Origin of the sequence: Saccharothrix ecbatanensis (assembly GCF_014205015.1) — a bacterium.
GTDB classification, from domain to species: domain Bacteria; phylum Actinomycetota; class Actinomycetes; order Mycobacteriales; family Pseudonocardiaceae; genus Actinosynnema; species Actinosynnema ecbatanense.
On the sequence record NZ_JACHMO010000001.1, the window covers coordinates 1,449,157 to 1,469,032 of the forward strand.

General features: G+C 69.6%; 12 protein-coding genes. 8 read left to right on the forward strand and 4 right to left on the reverse strand.

All coding sequences use genetic code 11. The annotated features are described in order from the left end of the window. Nucleotides 1-359: 359 nt before the first annotated feature. Genes F4560_RS06420 through F4560_RS06430 form a run of 3 tightly spaced genes read left to right on the forward strand, consistent with a single transcriptional unit; the run spans nt 360 to nt 3,619 of the window. Complete coding sequence (locus F4560_RS06420) at nt 360-1,823, forward strand: family 43 glycosylhydrolase (RefSeq protein ID WP_184917500.1); 1,464 nt, start codon at nt 360-362, stop codon at nt 1,821-1,823. A 43-nt stretch (nt 1,824-1,866) separates the two neighbouring features. Continuing rightward, complete coding sequence (locus F4560_RS06425) at nt 1,867-3,150, forward strand: ABC transporter substrate-binding protein (RefSeq protein WP_184917503.1); 1,284 nt, start codon at nt 1,867-1,869, stop codon at nt 3,148-3,150. Between the two features lie 52 nt (nt 3,151-3,202). Beyond that, nucleotides 3,203-3,619 carry an RbsD/FucU domain-containing protein gene (locus F4560_RS06430; RefSeq protein ID WP_184917505.1) on the forward strand — a complete coding sequence of 139 codons (417 nt, stop codon included), beginning with the start codon at nt 3,203-3,205 and terminating at the stop codon, nt 3,617-3,619. 62 nt (nt 3,620-3,681) lie between these two features. On the opposite strand, the gene F4560_RS06435 is transcribed toward F4560_RS06430, so the two are convergent. After that, entirely contained in the window at nt 3,682-3,849 is a 168-nt protein-coding gene (locus tag F4560_RS06435) for a hypothetical protein (RefSeq protein ID WP_184917507.1), read from the reverse strand. A 189-nt stretch (nt 3,850-4,038) separates the two neighbouring features. Here F4560_RS06435 and F4560_RS06440 point away from each other — a divergent pair, with 189 nt between their 5' ends. The 3 genes from F4560_RS06440 to F4560_RS06450 all read left to right on the forward strand — a co-directional run bounded on the left by F4560_RS06440 (nt 4,039) and on the right by F4560_RS06450 (nt 15,526). Beyond that, a complete protein-coding gene (locus tag F4560_RS06440; protein WP_184917509.1) occupies nt 4,039-4,470 on the forward strand; it encodes an Hsp20/alpha crystallin family protein in 432 nt (143 codons plus the stop codon). Nucleotides 4,471-4,533: 63 nt separating this feature from the next. Next, a complete protein-coding gene (locus F4560_RS06445) occupies nt 4,534-4,743 on the forward strand; it encodes a DUF2795 domain-containing protein (protein ID WP_184917512.1) in 210 nt (69 codons plus the stop codon). Between the two features lie 238 nt (nt 4,744-4,981). Next, nucleotides 4,982-15,526 (forward strand): calcium-binding protein, encoded by a 10,545-nt coding sequence (locus F4560_RS06450; protein WP_184917515.1) that lies wholly within the window; start codon nt 4,982-4,984, stop codon nt 15,524-15,526. Between the two features lie 47 nt (nt 15,527-15,573). Here F4560_RS06450 and F4560_RS06455 read toward each other — a convergent pair whose 3' ends face one another. Beyond that, entirely contained in the window at nt 15,574-15,747 is a 174-nt protein-coding gene (locus F4560_RS06455; RefSeq protein ID WP_184917516.1) for a hypothetical protein, read from the reverse strand. Nucleotides 15,748-15,894: 147 nt separating this feature from the next. On the opposite strand from F4560_RS06455, the gene F4560_RS06460 reads away from it, so the two are divergent. Both F4560_RS06460 and F4560_RS06465 read left to right on the forward strand, forming a co-directional pair. After that, nucleotides 15,895-16,644, forward strand: coding sequence for a hypothetical protein (locus F4560_RS06460; RefSeq protein WP_184917518.1), 750 nt, complete (start codon nt 15,895-15,897; stop codon nt 16,642-16,644). Between the two features lie 518 nt (nt 16,645-17,162). Continuing rightward, on the forward strand, nt 17,163-17,843 hold the full coding sequence (locus tag F4560_RS06465; protein WP_184917520.1) for a TetR/AcrR family transcriptional regulator: 681 nt from the start codon (nt 17,163-17,165) through the stop codon (nt 17,841-17,843). A gap of 12 nt (nt 17,844-17,855) precedes the next feature. Here F4560_RS06465 and F4560_RS06470 read toward each other — a convergent pair whose 3' ends face one another. Together F4560_RS06470 and F4560_RS06475 are read right to left on the reverse strand one after the other, a co-directional pair. Beyond that, nucleotides 17,856-18,686 carry a class I SAM-dependent methyltransferase gene (locus F4560_RS06470; protein WP_184917523.1) on the reverse strand — a complete coding sequence of 277 codons (831 nt, stop codon included), beginning with the start codon at nt 18,684-18,686 and terminating at the stop codon, nt 17,856-17,858. Between the two features lie 48 nt (nt 18,687-18,734). After that, nucleotides 18,735-19,715: a hypothetical protein gene (locus F4560_RS06475; RefSeq protein WP_184917526.1), complete on the reverse strand. Its 981-nt coding sequence runs from the start codon at nt 19,713-19,715 to the stop codon at nt 18,735-18,737. Nucleotides 19,716-19,876: the final 161 nt, after the last annotated feature.

The window sequence follows — 19,876 nt, forward strand, 5'->3', positions numbered from 1 at the left end:
AGTCGCGTCCGCCCACCTGGCAAGTCGGTTGCCGTCGGTGCGACGGAGGTTGTTCCCGGCGAAGGTAGCGCACGCTTTTCCTCGGCGGCAAGTACTCGGGCCAATAATCTTGTTATCGCTAACAGCGCTAGGCGTGGCGACGTTGTGGCCAAAGTCGAAAAGCTCAAGCCGGAGGCGTCACCACCGCCGGGGGCGCTGAACTGGGCCGGCGGGGGTGATCGAGTGGCGGACAGGACCAATGAGCGGATGTCTGTGCCATTGGGGTCGCAACTGTCTTGTAACGGGGTATTGAGCTGGGGTAAGCCACGCTGTTAGCGTTAACAGACGCGTATGACCCGACCCACGATGGAGTGGAACCGATGAACAGTGCTGTTCCCCGGTGGCTCGCCCGCAAGCTCGCCGTGGTGGCGGTGGCCATCGCCACCGTTCTCGCCGGCCTGGTGGTGGTGACGCCCGCCGCGCACGCATCCCCCGCGGTGCAGTACACGAATCCGCTGGCCAACCAGCGGGCGGATCCGCACATCTTCAAGCACACCGACGGCTACTACTACTTCACCGCGACCGTCCCGGAGTACGACCGGCTCGTGCTGCGCCGTGCGACCACGATCCAGGGCCTGGCAAGCGCGCCGGAGTCGGTGATCTGGCGCAAGCACAGCTCCGGTGAGATGGGCGCGCACATCTGGGCGCCGGAGATCCACTTCGTCAACGGCAAGTGGTACATCTACTTCGCGGCCGGGCGCACTGACGACGTGTGGCGCATCCGGCCCTACGTGCTGGAGAACAGCAGCGCCAACCCGCTCACCGGCACGTGGGTCGAGCGTGGCCGCGTGAACGTTCCGTGGGACACCTTCTCCCTGGACATGTCCACCTTCGTGGTCAACGGCGTGCGGTACCTGACCTGGGCGCAGTCCGAACCGGGCATCGCCACCAACTCCAACGTCTACCTGGCCCGCATGGGCTCCACCCCGTGGAGCATTACCGGGCCGACGACCCGGCTGACCGTGCCGACGCTGGCGTGGGAGATGCGCGGCGGCGTGAAGGTCGCCGAAGGGCCGACGGTGATCCAGCGCGACGGCCGGGTCTTCCTCACCTACTCGGCCAGCGCCACCGACGCGAACTACTGCCTCGGCATGCTGACCGCGTCGGCGTCGGCGGACCTGCTCAACGCGTCGTCCTGGACGAAGAGCCCGAACCCGGTGTTCCAGAGCAACACCTCGACCGGGCAGTACGGGCCGGGCCACAACTCGTTCACCGTGTCCGAGGACGGGCAGAGCGACATCCTCGTCTACCACGACCGCAACTACCGCGACATCAGCGGCGACCCGCTGCGCGACCCGAACCGCCGCACCCGCGTGCAGAAGGTCTACTGGAACGCCGACGGCACGCCGAACTTCGGCATCCCCGTCGCGGACGGCGTCACGCCGGTCCGGCTCAAGTCGCACAACTTCCCGGACCGGTTCGTCCGGCACTGGGAGTACCGGGCCAGGGTCGAGGCGAACGTCAACCCGCTGGCCGACTCGCAGTTCCGGGTCGTGCCGGGGCTCAACGGTTCGGGCACGGTCTCGTTGGAGTCGACCAACTTCCCCGGCTACTTCCTGCGGCACCGCAACTACGAGTTCTGGGTCGACCGCAACGACGGCTCGGCCGGCTTCCGCGCCGACGCCGGCTTCTTCCGCCGGGCCGGGCTCGCGTCCAGTTCCGGGGTGTCCTTCGAGGCGCAGAACTTCCCCGGCCAGTACCTGCGCCACAACGGCACGAACGTCAACCTGACCACGGCGTCCGACACGGTCGCCCGCGCCGACGCCACGTTCGTCCTGGAATGACGTCCGCTTTACCAGCCACCACCGGATAGCGGAGAGGAACGTCATGAGGTCGACCACGTCGAGATTACGTCCGAGATGGGCGGTTCTCGCCATCGCGGCGGTCGTCGGCCTGGTCGGGGCGGTGGGGTGCGGCACGGGTGACACGTCGTCGAGCCGCGTGGTCCGGCTGTCGTTCTGGAGCGGCTACGCCGGACCCGTCCCGACCGCGATGGAAGCGGTCGTCGCCGAGTTCAACGCCGCCAACCCCGACATCCGGGTCGACGTGAACTTCATGCCGTGGGACGTCTTCTTCGGCAAGCTCCTGCCCGCGTACGGGTCGGCGGGCGGTCCGGACCTGGCCGCCTTCGACAGCACGCACGTCGCGCAGTACGCGAAGAAGGGCGTCCTGGCGCCGATGGACGACTGGTTCGCGGCGGACCCGGCGTCGGACGTCCTCATCACGGCGGCCACCGAGGCCGTGACGTACGACGGTGTGAAGTACGCCGTGCCGATGACGTTCAGCAGCCTCAAGCTGTTCTACCACCGCCCCATGTTCGAGGCGGCCGGGCTCGACCCGGACCGGCCGCCGACGACGTGGGACGAGTGGCGCGACGCCATGGTGAAACTGACGACGGACCACGACCGCGACGGCACGCCCGAGCAGTACGGCATGGCGTTGCCCGACCACGACGCGATCCCGGTGTGGCCGATCCTGCTGTGGGGCCACGGTGGCGACGTGCTGGAGCCCGACGGTTCGAAGTCCGCGCTCACCCGCCCCGAGACGGTCGCGGCGGTGCGGACGTGGGCGGACCTGCTGCACCGGAAGAAGGTGTCGCCGGTCGGTCTCGCGGGCGCGGAGGCGGAACAGCTGTTCCAGATCGGCGACGCGGCGATGACGGTCGCCGGCCCGTGGCTGACCGCCGGTCTGGAAGGCGTCGACTACGACGTGGCGCCGGTCCCGTCCGGTCCGGTCCGGCAGGCGACCCTGGGCTCGACCACGTCGGTCGCGCTCAACGCCAAGGCGAGCCCGGAGAAGAAGCAGGCCGCGCACCGGTTCCTGTCGTACTGGGTCAGCGAGCAGGCGCAGGAGTCGTGGATGAAGGGCTCGGGCTATCCTTCGATCCGGGTCGACCAGAACGCTTTGGCGGACAACCCGTTCGTCGCCGAGTTCGCCGCCGACGTCCGCATCGCCCAGCCGCTCATGCCCGGCGTGGTCGAGTTCGACAAGCTCTACAACGACGTGTTCGAGAAGGCGATCCGGAACATCGGTGACGGCGATGTCACCGTGGAGGACGGCCTGGCGGCCGCGGCGGCACGGATGGACGAGATCCTGGCCGGGTCACCCTAGACACCCCCACGACGTGGGTTTTACCGCCGTCACACGAGAGGTCGTCAGAAAAGTGCTGCGCTACCCCCTGTTGCACCCGCCGTTGCTCCACGCCCTGGCCACGGCGGGCCACGGGTCCAAGGTCCTGCTCGCCGATTCCAACTACGCGCACCGGACCAACATCCACGACCGGGCCACGCTGATCCACCTCAACCTGCGGCCCGGTCTCGTCACGATCGACGAGGTGCTGGAACCGGTGCTGTCGGCGATTCCGGTGGAGGCCGTGCACACCATGCTCCCGGACGACGGGTCGACGCCGGACGCGTGGACCGACTACGAACGGGCACTGGGCGCGGATCTGCCGTTGCAGCCGTTGGCGCGTCAGGACTTCTACGCGGCGTGCCGTTCGCACGAGCTCGCCGTCTGCGTGGCCACCGGTGACGTCCGGCACTACGCGAACGTGTTGCTGACAGTCGGCGCCGTCGGCTGACCAGACCTCCGGCCCGCACACGTCCCCCGTGTGCGGGCCGGAGTCGTTGGTAGGTGGACGGGTCAGCGGGGTTCGTCGATACCGGGTGCGGTCACGTCGTCGTCCGCCGGCGGCTCGGGATCACGCCATTCCTCGGCCCGGCTGGGCCGGTTCCCGCGCAGCGTTCCTTCCAGCTCGTGCTTCATTTCGTCGTCCTTGATGGGGCCGTGCTTGTTGCTCTCGCGGTGCATGGGCCGGTCCTCCTCCATGCTCCTTGGGGCTGTTGGTCGCGTGCGCGGGTGGAGTACCCGTCGCGCGTTCGGCCGAATCGCCCGCTACCCGGCGCGCAACGCACGCGTTCACCCGTTCGTCCGAGCGTGAACACCCTTCCGTCGGGGTATTTCCCGATCAGACGTCGGGGTAAACGGGAAGGTGACGTCGTGGTCGAGCGGCTGACAGTCCGGCGGCGGAATCCCTGTGCGGGCGCGGAGTCCGGTCCCTGGCCGGACCCGATGGGCGACATGGACGTGTGGTGGGACCGGATAGGGCGGAACCTGGGTCTCGACTGGGACGTGAGCATCGCCGACGACCGGCCCCTGCCGGTGGACGTCGCCGTGACCGACCAGGCCTACTTCTTCGCCACGCTGCTCGAAGACGTGCACCGCGAGGACGTGCGGGTGGAGGTCCGGGACCACGACCTGCGCGCGGACGGCACACCGGTCCGGCGCGACCGGGTCGGCATCACGGTGCGCCCGACCGCCTCCCGGCGGACGTTCTACTACTGCGCGACCGTTCCGGCCGTGGTGGACGTGGAGCGGATCGACGCGTGGCTGTTCGACGGCATGGTCGTGGTGCGGGTACCCATCGGGTAGTCCGGCGTTTTCACGGCCGGAGGCGCGGGTACCGCACGGACAGCCGAGAGAACAGGAGGAGTCATGGCGGCAACGCTGACCCGCGACCACCTCAAGGAGTGCCTGAACGAGATCGACTTCCCGGCGACCAAGGACGACCTGCTGGACGAGGCGATCCGCAAGGGCGACGCCACGGCGGTCCAGGCGCTGCGGGCGATCCCGCTGGCCGACTACTCGAACCTCAAGGAGGTCTTCGGCGCGGTCAAGTTCGTCGACGACAACAAGCCTGGGTAGTCGGTGACACAGAGAGACGGATCGATACAGAGAGTAGGAATGCTGCTCCGTTAGGGGTAAGACTGTGCGTCATTCGGGTGTTGCGTAGCGCAGGTGTGAAGTCCGCGTAACGAGATCCGCGATCGTGCCGACTCCCAGTGTGCCGGTACGTCTGAGGGTCGCGCCGGACACCTGAGCTGGAGCCAACACATCCGGCAAGTGGCGCGGGGGCCATTCGCCGTCGAGAGGCGGTCTGGTCATGCGGTCGTACCCTGCGCGGTCGTTTCCTGCGCGTCCGTACTCCGGGCGTCGTCGTGTCACGCCCATCCGGCGGTTCACCGCCGCGTTCACCGCTTTCGCCCTGGGCCTGCTCGGGCTGGTCGCGTTCACGCCTCCCGCCGTGGCGCAGGACGCCGTGGTGACGAGGATCGTCAACGGGCTGAAAGCCTTCGGCGACTTCAGCAGAGCCCTCGGCACGGTGGGCAGACTGGGTGAAGCGCTGCCGCTGTTGGGCGTCAGCCCCGGCGCGGCCCTCGGGTTCGAGGACCTGATCGCGAAGACCGTCCACGATCCGTTGAAGGACAAGGAGAAGTTCGCCGACCTCGCGGGCACGTACCCGCTCGCCGGTGACCGTCCGGGCACGCTGACCGTGCAGACCAGCGACATCGGCGGTGTCAAGCGCGTCGACGTGACCCTGCACGTCGCCAAGGTCGCCGACCGGCAGCCGGTGTCGGTGGCCGGCGCGTCACCCGCCATCACCTTCACCACGTCTGGCGCGGTCGACGTGTCGTTGACGCTCGACGCGACCCTGCGGTTCGCCTACGACACCGCGAAAGACTGGTTCTACCTGGTCAAGGATGACGCGTCACCGAAGTTCACGGTCGGCGCCAAGGGCGAACTCGACCTGGGCGCCACCCCCACCGCCGGGTTCGGCATCCTGGGCGTCGACCTCGACAAGAACTCCTCGCACGTCCTGGTCGAAGCGAACATCTCGGCCACCGCCGACGACCCGGACGGTGACGGCAGGCTCGCCGTCGAACCGCCCGTCAACGGCACGGGCACCGCCGAACTCGCCGCCGCGGGCGCTGCCGCCGGGTTGTTCCACATCGGGCTCGCCGCACCCGCGGGCAAGGTGGACGCCGCCCTGACCTTCACCGCGCAGCCGTTGGCCGGCGCGTCGGTCGCCGGGGTCACCGGCAAGGTCGAGGTGAAGTGGCCGGACATCGCCACCGGCGCGCCCGCCGTCACGGTCACCGGACCGGACCTGGCCCAGCTGACCCGGTTCACCACGCTCAGCCCGCGCGACCTCATCGAAGGCCTGAGCCACCTGGTGAACTCGATCGAGGCCGTGCAGCGCGCCCAGTGGGGCGACCCGGCCAAGCCGACCGGCAACGTGAACCTGCCCTTCATGCGCGGCACGCTGGCCGACGCGGTCAAGGCGGGCTCGGTGCTGGCGCAGTTCGTGGACGACAACGTGTTCGACCCGGACCGGGACAACGTCGACAAGGCCAAGGCGGGCCTGCCGAAGTTCAGCTCGATCCAGGAGATGTTCGGCAAGCTCAACGTCGGCCCCATCGCGGTGTCGGACGTCGGGTTCGACGACACGAGCAAGAAGCTCAAGTTCACCCTGACGATGACGCAGAACGCGCCGGCCACCGGCACCGCGCTGGACGTCGCCGCCGAGTTGACCTCCGGCCACGGCACGAACGTCTCCTACCAGTCGGACAAGCTCAAGCACGCGAACAAGAGCAAGCCGTGGACCGTGGACGGGTTCGTCGGGCGGATCGTGTCCGGCGGCACGTCCCAAGGCGTGGTGAAGTCCAACACCGCCGACGAGATCACGCTGGAAGAGCCGTGGATCGGCGGCACGCCGGCACCCGAAGCGCCGTACAAGGTCACGTCACCGGACCCGATGACCGGCCAGGTCACGTTCGGCGACACCTTCGCGGCCAAGGGACTGCGTGACGCCAACGCGCTCAACGCGACCGCCACCGTCAAACCCGGCTACGTCGCCACCGCCACCCTCGTGCTCGACCTGCGCGACCCGATCACCGGTGACGCGTGCAAGCCGCTCGACCCGGACGCCGCCGCGGTCGGCTGCCCGTTCGCGGACAAGAACCCGGACGGCACAACGACTCTCGTCACCAGCCTGCCCCGCACGCCGGACCGGTTCCTCCTGCGCACCGGCGGCGACCTGGTCAAGGCGGACGCGCCGGTGGACACCCTCGTGGACGTCAACGGCAGCGTCGGCTACCTCAAGGTGCACATGACCGGCAGCCTCGCCATGTCCAAGAAGGACGGTTCGGCGAACATGCTGACGGTGGGCCTGAAGAAGGTCGGCGACGCGGACGGCGACCTGCCGCTGTCGCAGGTGTTCCCGAAGCTCGTGGACGACCTCTCCACACCGGCCAAGGAACCCGAGAACCTGCTCAGCGTCGCGGTGGGTGTGAAGGCCGCCGCCACCGTCAAGCTGGACGTCCCGGGCATCACCGACTTCTTCGGCGGACCGGTCAGCGTCGACGTCACCATGCCGGACGTCACCGACCCGACGAACGTCCAGTTCAGCGGTCTGGACGCGCTCGACCGGGCCAAGGCGTTCGACTTCGACCCGGACAACCCGCGCGCCATGTTCGGCCAGATCATCAAGGCGTTGCAGGTGCTCAACGCGTCGCTGCGGGCCGTGGACGGCGACGGCCAGGTGAAGTCCGCCCTGACCACGCCGTTGCCGGTGGTCGGCAAGTCGCTGACCGAGTTGCTCGGCAGCGCCGACACCGGCTCCGGCCCGACCGTGGAGTACGGGAACGTCACGCTCAGCGGCACGACGTTCGGCTACATCAAGGACACCAACCGGACCGGGCCCACGGCGTTCGGCGGCGACCTGGAAGGCCGGGCCGTGCTGGTCGGCACGCAGGTCGCCCTCGTCGGACTGGCCGACCCCGGCGGCAACCGGCTGCTGCTGAGCAAGCAGTGGGACCAGGTGCCCGCGAAGGGCACCGCGTACGCGTTCCGCAGCCCTCTCGAGGACGCGGTCGACAAGCTGACCGCCGCACCGCCCGACTACCTCCAGGACCTCGTCGCCACGCTGAACGAGGCGTTGCCGGACGGCAGCGGGATCTCGTTCGCCTACAAGGACGTCGACGGCACGCCGTCCATCGTGCTCAACGTGGACGTGAAGCGGAACGTCGCCACCGCGCAGCCGGTCAGGTTCTCGTTCACCGACGAGAAGGGCGCCGGCCGCTCCCTGGTCGGCGCCGAGGGCGAGGCCACCGCGAACCTGTCGCTCACCGGCTCCACCAAGATCGGCTTCGTGCTGCCGCTCGCGGCGGGCGACGGACCGGCGAACGCGACGGCGTTGAAGGTGCTGCCTGGGTCCACAGTGGACATCACCGCGCACGGCGGGATCAGCGGCGTGGTGCGGTCCTCGATCGGCCCGCTGTCCATCGCGCTGGGCAACCCCGGCGGTCCGGAACGCGCCGTGGCGAACGCGCACTACAACGCGCACCTCGGCTACGGCCCCGGTGGCACCGCGCCGGTGCCGCTGGCCGACTTCGTCAAGAACGTGTCGCTGACGCTCAACGGCGACAACCAGCCCGTCACCTGCGCCGGCGACCCGGCTGCGAACACCGACCTCGCGCTGTGCGCGGTCATGCCCGTGTTCGTCAGCTCCGACAACACCAACTGGACCAAGCTGGCCGGACCGGGCGACTCGTTCATCGTCCGGCTGCCCCGCACCGCCGCCAACCTCGGTGAGGCGTTCTCGTTCAGCCCGGACCTGCCCGGCGGCGTCAAGCGGTTCGAGATGCCGCCGGACATCGGCCAGCAGATCCTGGACGCGCTGCTCGACTTCTCCCAGTTCGGCGACGGGATCGAGAAGTACCTGGCGATGGTCGAACGCGCGCTGCGCACGGCCGCGTTCGACGGCAAGCTCCCGCTGGTCGGCGACGACCTCCAGCAGGGCGCGGACCGGTTCGGCGCGTTGCGGACCAAGATCCAGGCGGCGATGGCGCAACTGCCCGGCGGTGGGCGCGTCAACAACACCACCGAGCTGACCGACTGGGTGAACAACCACCTCAAGCCCGCCGTGGGCAGCGCCGTCACCATCGGCTTCACGTGTGACGCGACGCTGCAACCGGCGACCTCGCCGACCGCGTCCGTCCAGGGCACGACCGGCTCGACCAGGTACGTCTACGGCATCGTGGCGTCGGCGCAGGGCAAGGACGCGCCGCCCGCGATCGTCGAGGTGACGGACGGCCACACCACCACCGACGTCCGGCTCGGCTGGACCAAGTCCGGGTACGCCACCAGCTACAAGATCATCCGCAAGACCGACCCGAACCAGGACAACTGGGTGCTGCTGGCCGAAGGGCTGAGCGGCGCGACGGTGGCCTACGAGGACAAGGGCGGGGCGCCCGGCGCGGCCTACGTCCCGGCGACGACCAACCCGAAGCTGGCCGACTGCCCGGACGGCGCGGCGTTGCAGGACATCACCGGCGCCACGTTCACGTTCGACCTGTGCGACGGCAAGGTCGACCCGAGCGACACGTGCGCGACCGACGCGTTGAGCCTGAACCGGCCGCTCGACCTGGGCATTCCGGGTCTGTCCCTGCGTGAGGCGGCTGATCCGGCCAAGCGCACGGGCGTCACCGCCGGCCTGTCCTACCGCCTGCACGTGAAGGTCGGTGTGGACAAGAGCAGCGGCTTCTTCGTCGCCACGCAGGACATCGACCGACCGGAGCTGGGCCTCAAGCTCGGCTTCACCCTGCCCGCGGACATGAAGGCCCAGCTGGCGTTCCTGGAGGTCGGGCTCAAGCAGCACGCGGGCGGCGCGACCGACCTGTTCTCCGGCACGTTCTTCGTGGACCTGCACAAGAAGGGCCAGGCCGCGTGCTTCACCGGCTGCGCCGTGGACGTCGACGCGCGCATCACGCTCGCCGACCTCGCCGACGTGGACCAGGTCGTGGGCGTCTCGCTGGTCGCGCAGGTCGGCATCGACTGGGACTTCGACGTCACGGCCGGTCCGCTGCCGGGCGTGTCCGGGTGGTTCCACCTGGCGTGGAAGTTCGAGCTGGGCAAGGACCCCGGCGCGCTGGACATCGCGTTCAAGGACGTGAAGCTGAACGCGGGCGAGTTCCTCGGCTCGGTGCTGAAGCCGATCGTGGACAAGGTGGCGCTGTTCACCAAACCCGTCCAGCCGATCCTGGACCAGCTGTACGCGCCGATCCCGGTGCTGTCCGACCTCTCGCGCGCGGTCGGCGGCGGTGACGTCAACCTGGTCACCATCGCCAAGTCGTTCAGCACCATCGCGGGCGGGCCGGACCTGGAGTTCGTGGACAAGATCCTGCGGACGATCAAGCTGGTCAGCCAGATCGCCGCGAACGGCGGCGCGATCGACGTCGGCTCGTTCACGATCTCGGGCGACCGGGCGCTGAACACCCAGAACTCGCCGGACACCGCGGCGTCGCTGATCGAGTCGAAGACGTTGACGCACACCGACCTGCGCGGCGCGATGGACCAGGAGTCCGGCCAGCAGCTCCTGTCCGACGGTGCCGCGGGCAGCGCGGCGGGCTTCACGTTCCCGATCCTGAAGGACCCGGCGAAGCTGTTCGGCCTGATCATGGGCCAGGACGTGGACCTGATCAAGTTCGACTCGGGTCCGCTGCGCCTGGCGTTCTCCTACAGCCAGTCCTTCGGCCCGGTGTACGCGCCGCCGCCGGTGCTGGTGTCGATCTCCGGCAGCGCCTCGGTCGAGGCCAGGTTCCGGGCGGGCTTCGACACGTTCGGCATCCGCAAGGCGATCGAGTCCAAGAAGGCCGCCGACATCCTCGACAGCATCTACCTGGACACGGTGGACGACGCCGGCAAGCCGCTGCCCGTGGTGACCTTCCGCGGTGAACTGGCCGCGGGTGCCGCGGTGAGCGTGGTGCTCATCGAGGTGGGCATCAAGGGCGGCGTGGCGCTGACCATCAACCTGAGCTGGGCGGACCCGAACAACGACGGCAAGTTCCGGTTCTCGGAGTTCGCCAAGGTCGCACTCCAGAACCCGATGTGCCTGTTCAACATGGACGGCAGGCTCAGCCTGTTCCTGAAGGTGTACATCACCATCGGGTTCTCGCCGTTCAGCGTGTCGTTCGACTTCACGCTGGCCGACATCACCCTGCTCGACTTCTCCGTCAAACCGAACTGCGCGCCACCGCCGCCGACGCTCGCCCACGTGGACGGCACCACGCTGGTGCTGCACGTCGGTGACGGCGGCACCCCGCTGCGCGGCGACGCGGCGTGGAAGGCACGGGACGACGACGAGACCTGGACCGTCACGCAGATGGTCGAGGGCGACCAGTTCGTCGGGTTCGCGGTCAGCGGCATCGGGTTCCGGGAGGAGCACCGCGACCCGAACCTGACCAAGGTGGCCGCCAACGCCACGAACGACGTCGGCAAGCGGGTGTTCGTCTTCCAGGGTGACGGCGACAAGAGCGGCGCCGGCAACGACCAGGCGTCCGCCGCGAAGCCGTTCGACAAGGCCGTGGAGGTGACCGGCGGCAACAACGACGACTCGGTCAAGACCGGCATCGGCCCGTCGACCGTCAACGGCGGTCCCGGGAACGACCAGCTGACCACCGGCGACTTGGCGGCGGCGTTCGGCGGCAAGGGTTCCGCGACCGTGACCGGCGGGGACGGCGACGACACCATCACCGTCGGCGGCGCGGGCGACACCGTCAACGGCGGCGCGGGCAACGACCGGATCGCGGCGGGCCTCGGCGCGAACACGATCGACGGCGGCGACGGTGACGACACCATCGGCATCGCCTCCGACAGCCCGCTCGCCGCGAACAACGCCGGCAAGGCGGAGTACGTGGCGCAGAAGAACACCATCATCGGTGGCCACGGCAGCGACAAGATCTCCGGTGGCTCCGGTGACGACGAGATCTACACCAGCTTCCTGATCGGCAACCCGGTCGACAAGACCGGCGAGGACGAGCCGGGCCACCCGGACAAGACCGTCGTCGACGCCGTGACGGTGGACGCCACGAACATCGTGGACACCGGCACCGGCTCGGACACCGTGTTCGGCAGCCAGGCGTTCGACTTCGTGACCGGGCGCTCGCGGCCCGACCAGGTGGACGACATCCGCGGCGGCGGCAACAACGACGTGCTGACCGGCGGGTTCGGCAAGGACAAGGTGTTCGGCGGACCGGGTGACGACTACGTGATCGCGGAGCCGTCGGACGTCGGCGGCGAGACCGGCCCGAGCGCCTTCGGCCCGGTGCGCCCGGTCAACCACCGGACGCTGCCGGCGGGCGTGGCGCCGTCGTCCAAGCTGCTCGTGGGCGGCTACGGCAACGACCACGTCGTCGGTGGCGACGGCGGTGCGGAGATTTTCGGCGACAAGTACGCGAACCCGTGCGCGCCGCCGGGCGACCCCGCTTCCAAGCCGCCGGCCGAGCCGTTCGACGCGGCGGACGGGCGTGACCTGATCACCGGCGGGACCGGGATCGAGGTCGTGGCCGCCGGTGGCGCGGCGGACAACGTCGACGTCAAGGCCAACGCGGACGTCGCGTGCGGTCAACTCGGCGACGACGTCATCGCCGGTGGCAACGACGACGACGTGCTCTACGGCGGCGGGGGCAAGGACCTCGCCTACGGTGACGCGGGTCTGGATCACGTGTACGGCAACGACGACAACGACACCCTGTACGGCGGCACGCTGAACGACGTCATCGAGGGCAACAACGGCTCCGACACCGCGTTCGGCGGGGCGGACGCGGACGTGGTCGTCGGTGGCACGCGCAAGGCGGGCGAGCCGGACGCGGGCGACACCCTGTACGGCGACTCCGGGACCGACCTGGTCATCGGCGACAACGGCTCCGGTGACGCGTTCGCGGCGACCGGTGGGCCGTTCGACCTGGACGGCGCGAACGCGGCGGCGGGTGGGCCGGACTTCGTGTTCGGCGGCGGCGCCGACGACCGGGCGTTCGGCGGTCTCGCGCACGACGAGATGTCCGGTGGCGCCGGTGACGACTACCTGGAGGGCAACAACGCCGACGACGTCGTGCACGGCGATTCGGGCGAGGACCGGGTGGTCGGCGGCAGCGCCGAAGTGGCGTCCACTGTGGACGGCCACCAGGTCGGTCGGCCGGACACCGGTGACATGCTGTTCGGCGACGCCGGTCCGGACGTCGTGACGGGTGACAACGCGATCCTGTCGCTCGGCGACGCTTCACCGGTGACGCTGGGCCGCCAGTTCACCAAGGCGCACAAGATCACCCTGCTCGACCTCGGCTACGCGCCCACTCCCGGCACGTCCGGTGACGACGTGATCAGCGGTGGCGGTGAGCAGGACGTGTTGTCCGCACAGGGCGGCGCGGACACGGTCACCGGCGACGACGCCGACGACTACGCGGAGGGCGGGCCGGGCGCCGACACCATCTCCGGCAACGCCGACCAGGACGACCTGGTGGGCGGCAGCTTCACCGAGGAAGCCCCGGGCGTCGGCCAACCCGACGTCGGCGACACGATCCACGGTGACGGCGGCCAGGACGTGGCGATCGGTGACAACGGCTCGCTGCTGCGGACCGGACCGCCGAGCAGGCTCACCCAGGAACGCGGCATGACCGCACGCGGGATCGTGCTGCTCGACCTGGGCCTCACCCCGCACGCCGACTCCTCCGGCGGCGACCAGGTCTGGGGTGACGACGGCGCCGACGTGCTGCTCGGCCAAGGCGCGGCCGACCGCCTCAAGGGCAACGCGGCGGACGACTACGTGGAAGGCAACCAGGGCGTCGACTGGATCGAGGGCAACGGCGACAACGACGACTTGGTCGGCGGCAGCAGCACGCCGTTGACCGGGTCCTCCGGCCAGCCCGACGCCGCGGACGCGTTGTTCGGCGGACCGGGTGACGATGTCGGCATCGGCGACAACGGCGTCGTGCAGCGGCCGGCGGCGGGGGAGACCCCGACCAGGGCGACCCAGCGGCTGGCCACGTCCGGCGGCAACGCGATCACCGGGCGGACCGTCGTGCGGCACGACCTGGACAACGGCGGTGTGCTCACCGCGCCGCCCGCCGACCGGTTCGGCGACGACCGGGTCTCCGGCGGCTCCGGGGTGGACGTGCTCTGGGGCCAGGACGGCGGCGACTTCCTGTCCGGTGGCGGCCAGGCCGACTACATCGAGGGCAACGGCGGCGGTGACGTGCTGCGCGGCGACCTCATGCTGGGCGAGCCGTCCACCGAGACGACCGTCGTGCCGATGACCGACCCGGGGTGGCCCGGCACGCCGAGCGAGCTGCCCGAGTTGGAGGGCGCCGAGCCCGGTCACGGCCAGGACGACATGATCGGCGGCAGCTCGGCGGCCGGGTTCCGCGACGGCGGCGACGCCTTCGAGGGCAACGGCGCCGACGACGTCCAGCTCGGCGACAACGGTTCGCTCGTGCGCACCTTGCAGGGGCAGCCGGGGTCGATGACCGAGAAGGTCTACGCCGAGCGGTACGCGGCGGGCCTCGTGCCCGACAACGCCACCGTGTCCCGCACGCACGACCCGGACCTGCCCGGACCGTCCACCCGGTTCTGCACCACCGCGCAGGCCACGTGCGAGCCCGTCGGTGCGTTCGGCGACGACACCATGTTCGGCGACGACGGCAACGACGGTATGTGGGGTCAGGACGGCAACGACACCATGACCGGCTCGACCGGCGACGACGACATGTTCGGCGAGTTGGGCGACGACACGATGTTCGGCAACGACGGCGAGGACGCCATGCTCGGCGACCGCGGCGGCGTGGTGAACGAACGCCTCAACCCGGACGACGTGGCCGCTCGCGGGTTCACCGTCCAGCTGAACTCGGTGCCGCAGGAGTCCTACACCGGGTTCCGGGCCGGTGCTTACGACCGGCGGGTCGACCTGCTGCACGACGTGGACGGCGACGCGTTCGTCGGCGGCCCGTCGTCGGCGTCCATGCCGCACAACGGCATCGCCGAAGGTGGCGACGACCGCATCCGCGGCGGGCTCGGCGCGGACAACATCCACGCCGGGTTCGGTGACGACCTCGCCAACGGCGACAGCGGCGGCGACCAGGTCTTCGGCGGCGACGGCGCGGACGTGCTGTGGGGTGGCAAGGGTTGCGATCCCGCCTTCCCGACGCCCGACTGCCTGACCAACGGCGCGTTCAACCCCGACTCGCGCGGCACGGACGACCGGTACGTCGACCACATCTTCGGTGGTGTCGGCGGCACGTCGGCGGCGTCGCAGGCCGGTGTGGTCGGGTCGGACGTGCTCGACTTCAACCCGCGCGGCAGCTACCCGGCGGGCTGTGCGGCCGGGCCGTGGCCGGAGACCCTGGGCAGCGGCGCGATCGACCCGTGCCGGTGGTTCGAGATGACGGAGAAGACCAACGACGATCCGACCGCGCCGGCGACCATGGCGGACAACCAGCACCACCACGGCACCGACTGGATCTACGGCGGCTGGGACCGCGACGTGCTGCAAGGTGACGTCTCGGGCAACGGGCCGAACCCCGGTGACCGGCTGATCGACTGGGCCGGCGCGTACAACCTCTACACCCACTGCAATGCCGCTTACGGCGGGTACAACGACATCCGCCAGTTCAGCCCCGGGATGCAGGACTTGTTGCAGAAGCTGGCTTGGGGCAGCGGCGCCGGTCAGACGGTGGGTGACGCGGTCACCAGCGGCACGTCGGCTTTCCGTGAACTGGCGCTGGTGTACCCGGCGGACAACAAGGATCACGGGAACGGCAAGGCGTACCCGACGACCCCGGGCCACTTCGACGACCCGGTGTCCTGCACCGACTGACCCGACGGTTCCGGTCGCCCCTGTGGCGTGGGGGCGACCGGAACCGTTCAGTCGCGTTCGAGCCAGGTGGCCACGTCGAGCAGGACGGTCTGCACGGCTGACGGGTCGGCGGCGAAGCCCAGTTCACGAACCACCGCGGAAATCCGCCGGGCTGCCGCGACATCGCGTTCGGCCAACCCGCAGGCCTCGTGAAACCGACGCGGCGAGATCCGCTCACTCATGCCGGCCAACGTACTGACCCGAGCCCGCCGCCGCCGGCGGGCCGCGGCGATCACGTCGACCCTCAGGTGGAGTTCGGGGTCGGGTCCGGGTGATCCCAGGGGTTCACCTGATCATCCGCGCGGCCCGGCGGGGAAGTCTCTTCAGGCATGACGAGATCGAAGACCTCCCGCCGCGGCTCCGTGGTGGCGCTGGCGTGCACGGCCCTGATCGGGTTCGCTTCAGTCGTGGCCCAACCGGCATCCGCCGACCCGGCGAGCGATCCGCTGCCCACCTTCGACTTCGCCGACTGCCCGTCCATCCCGGCCGGCGCGGATCCAGGGCTGTGGCGGTGTGAGGTGCTGATGTCCAGCGGCACGTTCAGGTTCGGCGACCTGCCCGAGCAGCCGACCGGAGCGATGCGGATGACGTTCGCCGAAGGGCAGCTGGACGGGAAATTCGCCCAGGTCTTCGGCGCGTTGAGGGCCGACCCGACCCCGGTGCCGGGAGGGCTGCTCGGAATTCCCGCAACCGACGCGCACAACCCGAAGCTGCGCCTGGACCTGCGCATCGAGTACGCGGGTTACTCCGATTTCCTCTCCGTCGGGGACCGGATGGGGGAGCAGCACCTCAAGCTCCGCGTCATCTCCCCGCTGCTGCCGGGCACCTGCGCGATCGGCAGCGACGATGACCCGATCAAGTTCAAGCCCGTCCGGATCGGCAGGCCCGAGGTGATCTCCACCGACCCGCAGGTGCTCAAGTTCACCATCGAGGACAAGGAGTTCGCCGTGCCGGAAGCACGCGGTTGCGGCGGTCTGGACCGGCTGGTGAACCGGCGATTCGGCCTGCCCGCCCCCGCCGGCGCGAACAGGATGACGTTCACGACGCTCGTTGGGCTCAAGAGCTACACGCAGCTGTGAAGGCGGATTAGCCGGCCCACGCCGCCAGGCCCGACCTCGACGGCGCCGCACTTGTCCTGGCGTGTGTTGAGCGAACCTCCGGCGGAGTGGGACTGGGACGTAAGCAGAGCATTACTTCCTCCTGGTGCGATCGCCTCACCCGATCGGTTGCATCACAACGTTATTCAACCAAGCATCAGTAGATCTATAACGCCTTCCGGCGCACTTTCCCGTGCTCACGTACGGTTTTGTGCGAATGGGCGCACCCGGTCGAGTGACGCGTATCCCGCACAACTTGGTTGCTTGTCAGGACTGACCGCTAGTAGGGTTTCGATCACGGTGTCGAAGCGGGATCGAATTCCGCCCCGGGCCGCGTTTCGGCTCCGCCGTGGGACCCCCAGCCCGCAGGAGTCGTGCGCGCGGGCGGCGTTCATGTCCATTGAGGACTGAACGGCCGTCCCCGCCGCGCGGATGGGTCGGTTTCGGCCCATCCGCGCGGTTCCACGCCCCTCATAACGGCGTTGTGCAACACTGCCGGGGTGAGCCCGCGGAAGCTGGATCCGGAGACGCGAACCAGGCTCGTCGACATCGCGGCGAGGCTCTTGGCCGAGCACGGCGCCGAGGCGCTGTCCACCAGGAAGATCACGGCCGAGGCCGGCACCTCGACCATGGCGGTCTACACCTACTTCGGCAGCATGAGCGGCCTGGTCCGCGAGATGGCGCACGAGGGCTTCGCCCGGCTGGAACGCCAGTTCGCCAGGGTGCGGCAGACCGACGACCCGGTGGCCGACATGGCAGTGCTCGGCCACGCCTACCGTTACAACGCGAGGGTGAACTCCCACCTGTACGCGGTGATGTTCGGCGGCCAGTCGCTCGCCGGCTTCTCGCTCACCGAGGACGACCGCCAGTACGGCCGGTACACCCTGGGCACGGTGGTCGAGTGCGCCGGTCGCTGCATCGCCGCCGGCCGGTTCGCGGACGCGGACCCGCTGCTGATCGCCCACGAGATGTGGATCACCACGCACGGACTGGTGAACCTCGAACTCGGCCGGTACCTGATCGAACCGGTCGGCGCGGACCGGGCCTACGAGGCGATGCTGACCAGCCTCCTGGTCGGTGTCGGCGACGACGTGAAGTCCGCGACGGCGTCGTTGGCCGCGTCGAAGAAGCGCCGCCACCGCGAAGTGGAGGCGCCGGAGCCGGTCACGGGCCGAGGCTGACGTCTCCGGCGCCTACTCCGTCCGTGCCGGGCGGGCGGGGTCGGTGGTGCCGGTGCCGATCAGGGTGGTGGCGTCGAGTTCGGTCACGCCGTCCGCGCGGAGCGAGTCGAGGTAGTGCCAGCGCACCGCGTCGACGGTGTCGGGTTCCAGCCCGGCGAGACCGCGTCGGAACCCGGAACCGGTGATCACCAGCCAGGCGACCTCGGGCGTCATGGGCAGCCGCAGCTCGTGCACCGCGACCTCGACGTCGACCAAGCCGCGTCCGGTCAGCCAGTCGGCGTAGCTGTCCGCCTGGTTGATCCGGTCGATGAGGTGCGGGTCGCGCTCCTTCGCCGGCGGGGTGTCGGTGGCCGCCGCGACGGCACGGCCGAGGTGCCGGCCGGCGAGCTGCATCGACTCGCCGCGCCAGATGGTGAACACGACCCGGCCGCCGGGGCGGGTCAGGCTGATCAACCGGTCGGTGCCGGCCGTCATGTCGGGGAAGAAGAAGATGCCGAGCGCGCACAGCACCGCGTCGTAGGCGTCGGCCTCCCACTTCGTCACGTCGGCGGTGTGGGCGTGCACCTGCGGCACGTCGGTCGACAGCCGTGACAGCTCCGCGACCATCGGGCCCGACAGGTCGACGGCGTCCACCACACCGTGCGCGCCGACCAGGCGTGCCGCGGGGATCGCGGAAGCGCCGGTGCCGCAACAGGCGTCGAGGACGCGGTCGCCCGGACGGAGTCGGGCGGCGGCCGCGGTCGCCGCGCCGATCGGTTCCCACAGGTGACGCCCGAGTGCGGTGAAATCCGCCGCGGCGGCGTCGAAGGCGCGCAGGGTCTCTTCTCTCGGCGTATCAGACACCTCGTGATGGTAATCGTTGCCAACGGCCGGTGCTGCCGTTCGGCACGATCAGGACCACGGCGCCATCGGGTACCACGGGATGATCTCCCGCCGGGCCAGCAACCTGACGTCCCAGTACAGGAACGTGAAGACACCCGCGACGATCAGCGCGGCGGCCGTGATGGCGGCGACCCGCGCCGGGTTCGCCGAGAGCCACCCCTGCAACCGGCCGCCGGTGAAGTAGGCCAGCGCGAGGAAGATCAGGGCCATCACCACGATGTTGCCCACCGACTGGAGGGTGAACGCGGCGGCCCCGTACAGCGGGTTGTGGCTCTCGGCGGCGTCCCGGAACATCTGCCGGAACAGGGCGAACGGGCGGCCGATGAGGAACCCGGCGATCAGCACGCCCATGAACACCATCGGCGCGTTCGGGAACCTCCGCGCGATCCGGCGGAACGGGTCGCGCACCAGGCCGAGCGCGGCGAGCCCCATGTAGATCATCACGAGCCCGATCACGCCGAACACGATCAACGTCTGGATGCTGCGGCTGTTCAGCGTGCCGGGCGTCGACGCCGCGGTGGCGAACTGCGGCATCCGCGTGCCGACGATCCCGACCAGCACCCCGTACAGCGCGGACACCGGGATGATGCCGACCGCCAGCCACCCGATCGGCTTCAGCACGCCGCGCAGTCGTGCCCAGCGGGTCTCGGCCGCACCGAGCATGGGCGCGACTGCGCCGAACGCCGCGATGTTGCACGCCGTGAACGTGCCCGCGATGCCACTGACGAACGCGAACGCGATGCCCGACAGGATGCCCTCGATCGGGGTCTCCTTGGCGTTGTGGCCCAAGAGCGTGTTGGCGACGTTGTCGCCAATCGTGGAGTCGACGAAGTGCGCCGACCAGACCACGGTGAGCATGAAGCCGGCCAGCGCGCTGAGCGCGACGACGAGCCAACGTCGGTTCGGGAAGTGGCCGTTGACGAACGAGGACGTGCCGGAAATCGTCGTGGACGGCCGCTGGTGGATCTTGTCGGTGCCGCTGAGTGCCATCGGTCCCTCTCCGGAGCAATGCCGTTGAAGCCGCTTTCGGCGGCGGGAACTGGAGTTCGTCCAGCATCGCAGGGTGAAAGGCGGATTACGTTCTCCAGAAGTGCGAATTTCGATCGGCCGAACGGTCGCGGTGGGGTAACTCCGCAGGCAGGAGGGTCGCG